The sequence below is a fragment of the Clostridium sp. KNHs205 genome, from assembly GCF_000702945.1.
Classification (GTDB): Bacteria; Bacillota; Clostridia; order Lachnospirales; family Lachnospiraceae; genus Anaerocolumna.
In genome coordinates this window covers 3,005,038-3,017,479 of record NZ_JNLE01000003.1, presented here as the reverse complement: position 1 = coordinate 3,017,479, position 12,442 = coordinate 3,005,038, and the positions used below count along the sequence as shown (strand labels likewise).

Genomic DNA, 12,442 nt, shown 5'->3' with positions numbered 1-12,442 from the left:
CTTATACAGCACTATTCATCTGCCTGGAATATTTCTTAAGATATACAAAACGCATTAGATTTCTATCCAGAAGGCTTAGCGGTTTCGTTCCTCCAAACAAGATTCCTGCAGTATAAGCCTTACAGTTCTTCTCAAGAATCATACTTACCGCTAATGCGTCTCCTTTTGTATTACCGCAGCAGAACGCTCCGCTGTTTTTAATAAACACTGCTGAGGATTTCTTGAGGGCTGTGGTCTTAAGGGGTGAATCCCTGTTTATATTTCTTACACTGGTTCCTACAAGCTGCGCGAAATCGTCCACCAGCGGGTAAAGTATCCTTTCAGCACATGATATCGTATGAATATATGGGGTATCGCTATGGAGGATGTAATTAATCTTTTGATTACCCTGATATATCTCCTGATGAATAACAGCATCCTCCGGTAATGAATCCGGTAAGTCTCCATTTCTTATGGAAAGGCTTTTACCCTCCGGCAGCAGGAGGTTGAAACCTTCCTTTGTCCTCTCACTGCCGCAGTAAGGGGGCCTTATGTTAAGGTTGGAATTCTTTTCTTTTTCGGACATATTAATTAAAGCAAACTCTCTCATTTTTGCCGGGTCATATACGATATCCGGTTTCATCTGAAGATATCTGGCAGCAATTACAGCTTCACAGGCTTCCTCTAACTGAGTGACTGCCATAAAGGCTTCTTCTTCATTTATTCCAAAGCATAACGCACCATGATGCTTCATGATGACTGTATTTCCACTGGACTTTCGTAAGGCTTGGGCTATTCCTTTGGCCAGCTTGCCAGTCCCCGGAAGTCCATAAGCCGCGCAGATTATTTCTTTCCCCAGAAGCGCATATTGTACACCTGGTTTTACTGATTCCAAACCAAGGGTACTGATTACTGATGCATTCTCCTGATGGGTATGTATCACAAAATTTAATGCTGAATTGAATTTATAAACCTCCGCATGGACACCTTTTTCTGAAGATGGTTTTATATTTCCTTTATAACTTAAATTCTCTATTGTTACCGTAACAATTTCCTCCGGAGTCAACAACATATAATCTCGTCCGCTGGGTGTTATGACAAACTGAGTATCACTGATACGGCAGCTTACATTTCCCCAGGTTCTGGCTATAAGTCCTGATTCCACCAGCTTTTTCCCTGCGTTAACAACACTTCTTTTAGCTTCCTTCTCCTCCATGACAGTCTCCTTCATCCCCTAACCTTTTACAGCCATATTTTTAAACACCTTCTCAAATCTTATCAATACGTCAGCTATCATTTCCCCGGTGTATGCAGCACTGGTATACAGCCGGCTTCCTGCCAAGGTTACAAGCCCCTCAGCCATATAAGCAGCTCCCACATGTTCCATTTCTTTCTTCCGCTCCGAGGTTGCGTTTAATACGCTGGGTATTGTCCAGGGTTTTGACCAGTTGATTGCATAATGGGTCGTTCCTACCGTCTCAAGATGGCAGATCGACCCTTGGTTAAAGGCTACAAAGGGCAGATTATATTTAGCTATCAGTTGTTTTAAGCCTTCGGTTAAACGGTCACCCATAAGCCCTGCCTTTTGTGCTGCCTGGGTTCTCTCTATCTCGCAAAGAGTATAATACCCTGCCACACAGCTAAGCGGATTAGCCGCCATGGTTCCCCCTACAAGTGCCTTCTTAACCTTCGGCCCTCCGGCAATTCCTGCCGACAGATACTTCATATACTCCTTCTTACCTCCAAGTCCACCGGCTCCCGGATAACCCCCGGCCACCACTTTTCCGAAAATGGTAAGATCCGGACTGACACCAAAATATCCCTGCGCTCCTGACATCCCCACTCTAAAGCCTGTAACTACTTCATCAAAGATCAGGAGGGCACCATATTTGTGGCACAGGGCTTCAACGCCTTTGTTAAACTTCCTGTCAACCGGAGTGGTTCCGCTTTCAGGTCCAAGAGGTTCAATCATTACCGCCGCCGTACCGCCTTTTATGGTATTCAGTTTTAATTTACGTTCCAGGTCATTTAAATCATTGGGGAAAAATTCCTGAGTATGCCGGAAGATATAGCGTGGCACCCCATGGGCCTGGGTCCATTTAGAGCCCGGTATACGGATACCGTAAGCCAGCTGATCACTCCATCCGTGATAAGCACCTCCCATTTTAAGAATGTTTTTCTTCTTGGTAGCAAGTCGTGCTACTCTTATAGCGGCCATACAGCTTTCAGTACCTGAACCAAGCATTCGAAACATCTCAACAGTCTTAAAATTGTCAATAATCTTTTTGGCAATTTTGTATTCATATTCGTGAAAAAGCCCGGTGGAGGGTCCGCATTCATTTAACAGCTCTATTACTTTATTGCGTACTTCTACGGGATTACTGCCTAAAACTGTCGGTCCGCCCGCCTGCAGAAAGTCATAGTATTTGTTCCCATCAAGGTCATAAAGATAAGCTCCCTCTGCTTTTGTAAATACTAATGGAAAAGGATAATTAAAGGCCAGATTATGCTGTACACCTCCGGGAATTACGTTTGAAGCCTCCTCAATCATGTTTTTGGACCTGATACACTTTTTGTTATAGTATTCATCCTCGTAGGTCTTTAGGGCACCGGGTTTTACTGAGTAGATTGGTTTTGCTATCAGTGCATCCAGCTGGCTGTTTATTTCTGCAGCATCAGGATACGTGGAAATCGAAAAGCTGTTATCCATAGGAACCTCCCAATATGAAATATTCTCTAGAGCGAGTATTCGCTCGTTAAATTGAATGAAGCAGTACTTTTTTGTAAACCAAATGTGATTGCGTACCACAGTGTTTTCAGGGACACTAGTATATGGTGTAATGACACTGAATGAAATTCAGCCTGCAAGAGGGAGAAGATACAGCGATGTCCTGCGAATAATAGCTGCGCTCCTATGGATATAGTTTCAGGCAAATCATAACCGTAAGCTCCCTTTTTCATACACTTGTCATATTTCATCATATGTATTACTATATTGGTTTTATTACTCCACAACGATATATTATGGCAATATAAAAGACAAAAGACAGACCTAAGAAGTCTGTCTTTTGCTATCTGCTTGTTCTATCTAAAGGAGAAAAATGTTCCAGCAGGCTACTAGCCTACCTGATAAAATTAGTCATAACGCGGTCTTCTTCGGCAGGAAGAGGAATTGTTTCTTTTCCTGCCTCTACAACCTGAAGAAGCCATGCCATTGCACGTGCATTTTTACGAAGGGTCTGTAAGCCTTCTCCATCACCTTCAACCTCACCCTTTTCCCTGCCATAAGCTATGGTCCAGTATTGGGAAGGAGGGAGAATCGTCTCAGCCAGATTCAGATAATTATTAAGCTGATGTACCGTATCCACACCACCTGCTCTTCTTACTACAGAAACAGAGGTTGCTACCTTATATTTAAAATATCTGGAACTTGTATAGAATACACGGTCTAAGAAAGCTTTCATGGTTCCTGCTATCCCTGCATAATAGGTTGGACATGCCAGTATGAATCCATCTGCTTCCCGCATTTTTGCTGCTGTCTCATTTACCAGATCTTCTTTGAATACACATTGGTTCATTTCTGAAGTTCTGCAATAACCGCAGCCGATACAGCCATGAATATCCAGATGACCAATTTGTATAGTTTCTACTGAGATTCCCTGTTTTTCAAGCTCTTCACCCATAAGTTCAAGAGCTTTGCTCGTATTACCATTCTTTCTGGGACTTCCATTAATCGCAATGATTTTCATTTTTACCTCCATTCGCTCCCTGGCGCACTAAAATCAGAAGTGGAACTTCTTATTATAGTTTATGTTTTCTCACTCTACAACCTGCTCATTATTTGATAATGCTGCCTCTTTCACAAGTAACCGTTCCTCATAGCCTTCAATCTTATAGTCCAGTCGTTTCAGAGTCTCCTGCATCTCTGTAATTCTGTCAGCAAGCTGTCTTCTTTGCTCTAACAGCAGTGCTTTCCGTGCAGGAATGCTTTGATTTCCCTGCTGAAAAAGTGATACATATTCCGCTAAAACCTCAATGGACAGCCCTGCCCCTCTCATGCACTTGATAAAATTCACCCAGTTGCAGTCTTCCTCAGTATAATCTCTGATACCACTGGAATTTCTGTTAACAGGAGGAATAAGTTTTATTCTTTCATAATAACGTAAGGTATCTGCTGTTAATTGATATTTCTGACTTACTTCCGCAATTGTCATAAGTTCTCCTTTATTCTGCCTCAAAAACAGCTGCTACTTCCTTTAACCAGCTGGTGATTTCTATATGCTGCGGGCAATTTCTTTCACATTTTCTGCAATTGATGCAATCAGAGGCTTTACCATAGGTTTTCGTATAGTTGCGATAGTAGACTCCCTGTATTGTAAATTTCCCTTTAATCTCCTGCTGCTCTGCATTGTATAAAGCAAAGTAATTAGGTATGGCAATATTTTTCGGACATCCTTCCACACAATATTGACAGGCAGTACAGGGAATTGCAATGGCATTATTTAAGATCTCTACTGCCCTAAGGATAATATGCTTTTCCTCTTGATTAAGAGGCTTAAAGTCCTGCATATAAGATGTATTATCCTCTAACTGCTCCATATTGGACATTCCGCTTAAGACCATTATAACATTCTCATGGCTGGCTGCATACCTGATTGCCCAGGAAGCCACCGAAAGCTCCGGTTGGTACTCTTTAAAGAGTTGTTTGGCAGCTTCCGGAACTTCTGCCAAAGTACCTCCTTTTATTGGTTCCATTACGATTACCTTTTTGCCATGTTTTACTGCTACCTCATAGCATTTTCCTGACTGTATGCTTTCATTCTCCCAGTCCAGGTAATTTATCTGTAGCTGAACAAAGTCCACTTCCGGATGCGCGGTCAATATTTCATCCAATAAGTCTGCCTTGTCATGGTAGGAAAAACCGATACTCTTAACAAGACCTTTTTCCTTTTTCTCACTGATAAATGAGAAGGCATCCATTTTCCTGGCAATCTCATAATGGGTAACCCCCAGGTTATGAAGCAGGTAATAGTCAAAATAATCCACTCCCGTTTTCTCAAGCTGTTCGTTGAATATCCGTTCCATATCTGCCTGTTCTTTTAAATACACGATTGGCAGCTTTGTAGCAATTGTGTAAGATGCTCTTGGATGCCTTTTCACTAACGCCTCTCTTAATGCTGTTTCGCTCATATAGTTATGATACATGTAAGCAGTATCAAAATAAGTAAAGCCTCTTTCAAGAAAAGTATCTACCATCCGGTTAAACTGTTCAAAGTCAATACTTGTTGGATCATCTCCATTATTTAAAGGCAGCCTCATACATCCAAAACCAAGTTTTTTTGCCATGTTACTTTCCTCCGTTAATCATAATTACGCCTGTTAGCAGCTAATATACAGACATTAATTACAGCTTAACACCTGGAGTTAACTCCAAGTCAAGTAAATTTGTAATATGAACCTTGAATGTAAATCGAAATTCCTCTAGACTACAACGAAGTTTTTTGTAATCACAACCTCTACTTTATTGATTTTATTAGTTAATATTACGTTTACTTTTAAATTAATATAGCTATAATAGAACTGTGGACACTGTTTTTAGCTGTTTTTTGCGTACAAAAAGCAGACGTCTGGAAAATACCGTTTAAAAGTAAATTCCACACGATGAATTTACATTTTCATGGACTGACCTCTGCCTGTATCATATTTTTAGCTGATAATTAGTGTTTCAATAAGGATTTCTTTAGCATGATATCATCCGCGGGTACTGGTTTAAGGCCAGCAGCATGAATCAGCTTTTTATCAAGCAGTAACTGAGCCAGTTCTAATGGATTGCGGCCATTTAAACTGGCTCTTGCTGTACAGTTAATGTGATTTGCCAACAATGTCAAGTCTTCCTGTGTAAGACCGGTTATAGGTATACCTTTTGGTATTACCTTCCGAATATATCCATGATTCTTTTCAAGCTTAGCTTTCTGCCAGGATGCCAGTGGATCACAAAAAAATACTTTAGTTCTTTCTCCTCCGCTTAAGCTTTTCTCAACATCTGCCGGACCTTTGAATTCAGGGCCATTGTCCGTTAGAATAATCGGGAATGTATTGGTGAAAGTTTCAAATCCGAGAGCTGCTTCAAAACCATCGAAAACTTTCTTAACACATTCCTTAGTGCAATCCGTCATAAGTATAATAAGCATCAGGCTACAGTTGCGGAACAGCATGGTGAGCATTACATTTCCGGTTTTATTGCTACCATGTACCGTATCCAGCTCAACCACATTTGTTTCAGGGTGCTCCTGTATGAATGACAGAAAATCCTTATAAGTCCTACCTTCCCTGTAAGCATAATCAGTTACTGGTTCTTTCCTCTTCTTTTTACGAGCCTTATATTTTACCTTCTTAGGAAGATCAATGTTCCTAGCAGTAAATATCCCCTGATCGATATAATTATACAATGACTTCATGGAGCATGGGATTTCATCCTTGTGGCCTGTATAAATGTGCGCTATTGACTGCCCACGTTTAATAAGCGGGGTTATTAAGCAATCCAGTTCATAAAGCTGTTGACGCGACAGAGCTATTCCTTCTCTACTATCCTTTAGTAGGGATTTATAGGTATCATAAGCCACATTTGCCCGGTAAAAAAAATGAGGTTTGCGACAGTCATAGATACTTTGGCAACCATTACATACATAAGGTGCACGGGATATGTTCCTGCACATATCCGAATGATAATCCTGACAGAATGTCCTGCAATCATTTTTCTTACAAGTACAGCATCTTTTCATCCTATCGCAGTCAGGACACGTAGACTGCTTCTGGCAGTAAAAACGGTACATACAGTCATTGCTGTGAGTATTATATCCTTCATCTCCGATTCGGTGTTTTCTGATTTCCTTTGCAATTGTAGAGTTGTCTTTACCTACCTTGTCGGCTATCTTTTTCAATGTGTAACCGTGGTTCAATCCATCTTCAATGTCAAATCGATCCTGTAGGGTAAGATGTTTCTGATATCTGTTATCATTGGTCATAAAGTACCTCCTGGACAGGCAGAAGATCATACTCCATTATACCTTTTGTGCAAGACTAAGTTCCATCTTTTTGAAGGACTAAATTCCCGAAATACCTGAAAATAGAGCTTTCAACTTCATTTAAGGTTTGTAATATGAACTGTAAAATGAAAAGGTAAATTCGTGATTCACCTGTTAAATTCGTGTTAGAGGATTTTAGTCTTACACGATCTATGGTATGGTAAAGATGGTTAGTGGATTCCTCCAATAAAGGAGGATTAAGGTGAATTGAACCTTCTGTCTAATTCTTTGTTTCCTTTTATTTTATACTGCTGATATCAAGTACCTTAGTTGCCCATGACTTGTAAAATGACTCCTCATGTGATACTAACAGCAATGTTCCTGAATATTTTATCAGGGCATTTAACAGCGCTTCTTTTGCGTTGATATCCAAATGATTCGTTGGTTCATCCAGTATCAGAAAGTTACTGGGTGAAAGCATAAGCTTACATAACTTGACTTTCGCCTGTTCTCCTCCACTTAAAGAGGCTATCTCCTGGATTGCATGTTCATTGCTGATGCCGCATCTGGCTAACTGTCGTCTTACCTCCTTGTTATTATATTGAGGATAGGCATGGGATATTATTTCAAAAGGTGTAAGTGAAGGTTCATCCCAGATTAAATCCTGTCGATAATATCCGATTTTTACCCAATCAGCAAATTGATAGCTGCCGGATAGCTTAGATATATTTGCCGTTAGCGTTTGAAGCAGCGTAGACTTTCCGACTCCATTAAAGCCCGTTAATACAATCTTCTCACCACCTCTTACGGTTATATTGACGGGCGGCAGTAAAGGATAGTGATATCCCACTTCCAGGTTACTTATCTTTAGCACCTCCTGAATTGTACCGGTACTTTCTTCAAAGCCAAAATCCAGCTTAGTGCTGCTATTAACAGGTGCAGTTATCCGGTCCAGTCTTTCCAGCTGCTTTCTCTTTCCTCTTGCTATTCTGCTGTTATTACCAGCAATATTTCTTCTGATAAAATCTTCTGTCTTCTTTATCATCTGCTGCTGTTCATTATATCTTCTTATGTGGTCTTCTTTCAAATGTTTTTTCTGCTTTAGATGCTCTGAATACTTTCCATTGTATTTCTTTATAATTCCTGAATCTATATCACAGATACAGCTGCAAACCTTTTCAAGAAACTGTATGTCATGTGATACAACTGCAAAAGCATTGGGAAAATCCCTTAAATACTCTGCCAGCCATTGCACATGTTCTTTATCCAGAAAATTAGTCGGTTCATCAAGAAGTAATACCTCAGGTTTCTCTAACAAAAGCTTTGCAAGAATTATCTTGGCTCTCTGACCACCGCTTAAATGTGATATCTTTCGTTCTTTTCCCAAAGCCTCCAATCCAAGTCCAGTCATAATTTTATCAATCTGCGGTTCAATCAGATAGAAACCCTCGTTCTCTAAAATCACCTGGCAGTCAGCAGCCTTTATGAGGTCTTTGTCGTTACTGTACTCTGTATACCTTCCATACAGGGCGTTCATTCTTTTTTCCAAGTCATACATATCTTTATATGCTGTCCTTAAGTATTCTATTATGGTATCTTCACCCGGTATTTCCGCATGCTGGTCAAGATGCCCTATCCTTATTCCCGGCTGCCATACAAGCCGCCCATTATCAGGAATCACCTCCCCTGATAAAATCTTAATCAAAGTACTTTTTCCTGCACCGTTTTGTCCAACAATCCCCATGTGTTCACCTTTATACAAAGCAAGGGATTCCTTTTGGTACAGCAGTTTATCTCCATAGGTATGGGTTAATTCATTTATTTCAAATATGCTCATAATAATCTCCATTTACAATTGCTTATCAGTTGTTTATTAGTTTCTTTCTTAAATTAGCTGCTGGGAACAGTTGAGCCACTTAATGTAACTGCTAAATTCGCACAAAAAAAGCAGAAGGCTTAGATATAGCGGCCTTCTGCTCTGGTATTTACAATACTTCAGTTACTGCCTGTAAATGCAGTAGCTGACTGTACACCTTAGCGGTACACGAAAAAGGCCGCAGACAAAACATTGTCTGCGGCTATAAAGATAGCTGAATCTATTCCCGAAAAACAGGTACTAAAATAAAGCATATGACTATGGCTATGCTTTTAATACCTGTTTTCCGACGAATGGAAAGCTTTACGCTTTTAGTTTCGGCTCCGTACAATGCTTCATCGGCTTCAGTTGTACAGAGCTGTTTTTCCTTGTCATTTCATCTATTATTAAACGTTTCACGGTCAATTCCTCCAAATTAGCAATTAGCAATTAGCAATTAGCAATTAGCAATTAGCAATTAGCAATTAGCAATTAGCAATTAGCAATTCAATTCTAACACAGGGTCCAGAATTTGTAAAGCCTTACCGAAAGATTAAAACTCCTACTTTTAAACAATATCAATATGTGAATGTAATAATAAATTAATGTGTTTGTTTTAATTAAGCCTAATTCATGTTGGATTTAATTAGCCTACTTAAACCCTTGACACTTACATTTTCGTGTGTTAAAATTGGACGACAATTTAAATTACCCGTGAGGGAGTAGTTAGCGCAGTAAACTGCGTGGTAAGTCAACATACTGACTGTTAAAGTCTGGCTTCCCTTAATTAACGAGACTCATGTATAGCTGCTATAGCCATACATAGGTCTTTTTTTTATGACTCGTGATAGCTTAGGGCTATACCGGGTCTTTTATTTTGTGAAAAAATCGACATATTTTTATACTAGGAGGAAAAATGTTGTGAAAGAATTTATGGAGAACAGAGAAAGCCTCATAAAAAGGCTTAACACAAATTCAACAACAGGACTGCCGGAGGAGCAAATTAATCAAAACCTCCAACAATACGGCAGTAACACATTGACCAGAGAAAAGCCGGAATCTTTAATACGCAGAATACTGGCTGCTGGCAGCGAACCTATGATTCTCATGCTGGTAATGGCCGGAATTATTGCACTGGTTGTTAATATCATCCGTGCTACTACCGGTGGTGAGGCTGATTTTCTGGAATGCGTGGGTATATTTGCAGCTATTTCCCTGTCAGTTATTATTACCGTTGTAATGGAAGGCAAGAGTGCCAAAGCCTTTGAAGCCCTTTCTAAAATCAGTGATGATACACAGATAAAGGTTCTTCGAAAGGGTGATACCTTAATGATAGGTCAGAAGGACCTGGTAGTAGGAGACATTGTACTGCTCTCAACCGGCGATAAGATTCCTGCCGATGGAAGGCTTCTTGAAAGCGTTGGTCTTGCTGCTGATGAGTCAGCTTTGACCGGAGAAAGTATTCCTTCTAAAAAAGATGCGGAATTAATTATCGCAGATGAAAAAACTGCTCTTGCTGACCGGAGCAACATGCTTTATTCCGGTAATTACATAACCAGCGGCTACGGTAAAATGCTCGTTACAGCAGTTGGCGATAACACAGAATTTGGTAAGATAGCAAACGAACTTACAAAGACAGACCGCTCCTCCACCCCTCTCCAGGAAAAACTTGCAAGACTTGGCAAGACAATCACAATACTTGGAGTAATTGCTGCAGCCATTGTATTTGTCTCAGAGCTTATAAGCTTTTCTTTATCGGGAGGCCTTAATTTTGAAGATGTCCTGGATGCCTTTGTAACCAGTATAGTCCTAATTGTCGCAGCCGTACCTGAGGGGCTTCCTACAATAGTTGCTGTATCTCTTTCCATTAATATTATCAAGCTTTCTCATCAGAATGCTCTTGTTAAGAAGATGATTGCTTCCGAGACTGTTGGTTGTATTAATGTTATCTGCTCTGATAAGACCGGAACTCTGACGGAGAATAAAATGACGGTTTCTGCTTATTATGATGATAAGTGGCATGACAATACCAAAGAGCTCTCCTGTGACTGGATTGTCCACAACGTCTGTCTTAACACTACCGCTGACATTTCAATGGATGGTACCTTTATCGGTAATCCCACGGAATGCGCCATGCTGAATTTTTATGAAAGTTCATTAGCAAAAGCAGACAGCGGTAAGTCCTATAAAGACGAACGTCAGGATCATGATGTATTGTATGCCTTTCCTTTTTCCTCTGAGTTAAAGCACATGACAACCATCAGTAAAGTTGACGGAAAGATCATTTCTTATGTAAAAGGAAGCCCTGAATGTGTATTCTCCATGTGCAGTATCACAGATGAAAAACGCAGGGATATTGAAAGTCATATCACCAAAGCTCAGGAAAAGGCTATGCGTGTTATCGCTTTCGCCCATAAAGAATTGGATACCATGATGGATTATGAAGCCGACGATCACCATTCCGAAATGGAGAACAATATGAACTTTGATGGGTTTGTGGCTATCTCTGATCCACTGCGTGCAGATGTATACGAAGCAGTTAAGAATTGCCGTATGGCAGGTATAGATCTTAAGATCCTTACCGGTGACAATATCGTAACTGCAACAGCTATTGCCAATGACCTCCATCTGCTTAATTCAGATCACATTGCTGTGGAAGCAAAAGACATTGTTGACCTGACAGATGAAGAATTGCTTCATAAATTACCTAAAATCAGTGTAATTGCCAGAAGTACACCTACCATTAAAATGCGTGTAGTTAAGCTTTTGAAGTCACAGGGTAATGTAGTAGCAGTTACCGGTGACGGTATCAATGATGCACCGGCACTTAAAAATGCCGATGTAGGTATTGCTATGGGTATCTCAGGAACGGAGGTTTCAAAGGAGGCCAGCGATATCGTTCTTCTTAATGATTCCTTCTCCACCATCGTTAAGGCTATTGCCTGGGGTCGTGGCATATACGAGAATTTCAAACGTTTTATACAGTTTCAGCTGACAGTTAACGTATCTTCTGTTATCGTAGTATTTACGTCCATCCTTTTAGGTTTAAAGGCACCATTTACTGCACTTCAGCTCTTGTGGATTAACATTATTATGGACGGACCTCCGGCCCTTACTTTAGGACTGGAACCCATTTACGACGATCTAATGAGCCGTCCGCCTACAAAGCGAAGCGACAACATTGTATCAAAAGGAATGCTGATAAGAATTGGACTTACTGGTGTGTATATCTCTATCATCTTCCTGTGCCAATATGTCTTTAATTTCTTAGGCGCAGCTGAGGAAGAAATGACAACTGTACTTTTCACATTATTCGCACTCTTTCAGCTGTTCAATGCCTTTAACTGCAGGGAACTTCATGCCGTAAGTATCTTCAAGCACCTTCTAAAGAATAAAATCATGTTATTGGTAATATCCATTACCTTCCTTCTTCAGATATTGATTATACAGTTTGCCGGAGCTTTCTTTGGGACAATCCCTCTGGATATTACAATGTGGGCTAAAATATTTGCACTTTCCTTTAGTGTCGTTATCATATCTGAGATTTCCAAGTTAATCTTTCGCGGAATAAGAAAAGCATAAT

General features: G+C 40.3%; 8 protein-coding genes. 1 reads left to right on the top strand and 7 read right to left on the bottom strand.

The window, feature by feature from the left end; genetic code table 11:
- Window position 1: 1 nt before the first annotated feature.
- The 7 genes from BR73_RS27435 to BR73_RS0112420 form a co-directional block, all read right to left on the bottom strand.
- Window positions 2-1,195 carry a class II aldolase/adducin family protein gene (locus BR73_RS27435; protein ID WP_197032659.1) on the bottom strand — a complete coding sequence of 398 codons (1,194 nt, stop codon included), beginning with the start codon at window positions 1,193-1,195 and terminating at the stop codon, window positions 2-4.
- A gap of 18 nt (window positions 1,196-1,213) precedes the next feature.
- Entirely contained in the window at window positions 1,214-2,689 is a 1,476-nt protein-coding gene (locus BR73_RS0112445) for an aminotransferase class III-fold pyridoxal phosphate-dependent enzyme (protein WP_051685178.1), read from the bottom strand.
- Between the two features lie 412 nt (window positions 2,690-3,101).
- Window positions 3,102-3,728, bottom strand: a complete 627-nt coding sequence (locus BR73_RS0112440; RefSeq protein ID WP_033165784.1) for a flavodoxin family protein — start codon at window positions 3,726-3,728, stop codon at window positions 3,102-3,104.
- 69 nt (window positions 3,729-3,797) lie between these two features.
- Window positions 3,798-4,193 (bottom strand): MerR family transcriptional regulator, encoded by a 396-nt coding sequence (locus BR73_RS0112435; RefSeq protein WP_033165783.1) that lies wholly within the window; start codon window positions 4,191-4,193, stop codon window positions 3,798-3,800.
- Between the two features lie 10 nt (window positions 4,194-4,203).
- Window positions 4,204-5,325, bottom strand: a complete 1,122-nt coding sequence (locus tag BR73_RS0112430) for an aldo/keto reductase (RefSeq protein WP_033165782.1) — start codon at window positions 5,323-5,325, stop codon at window positions 4,204-4,206.
- A 371-nt stretch (window positions 5,326-5,696) separates the two neighbouring features.
- Window positions 5,697-7,004 carry an IS30 family transposase gene (locus tag BR73_RS0112425; protein WP_033165732.1) on the bottom strand — a complete coding sequence of 436 codons (1,308 nt, stop codon included), beginning with the start codon at window positions 7,002-7,004 and terminating at the stop codon, window positions 5,697-5,699.
- A gap of 298 nt (window positions 7,005-7,302) precedes the next feature.
- The gene (locus tag BR73_RS0112420; protein WP_033165781.1) at window positions 7,303-8,841 is read right to left on the bottom strand and encodes an ABC-F family ATP-binding cassette domain-containing protein; all 1,539 of its coding nucleotides are present in this window, start codon (window positions 8,839-8,841) and stop codon (window positions 7,303-7,305) included.
- A gap of 939 nt (window positions 8,842-9,780) precedes the next feature.
- On the opposite strand from BR73_RS0112420, the gene BR73_RS0112415 reads away from it, so the two are divergent.
- Window positions 9,781-12,441, top strand: a complete 2,661-nt coding sequence (locus BR73_RS0112415) for a calcium-translocating P-type ATPase, PMCA-type (protein ID WP_156034712.1) — start codon at window positions 9,781-9,783, stop codon at window positions 12,439-12,441.
- Window position 12,442: the final 1 nt, after the last annotated feature.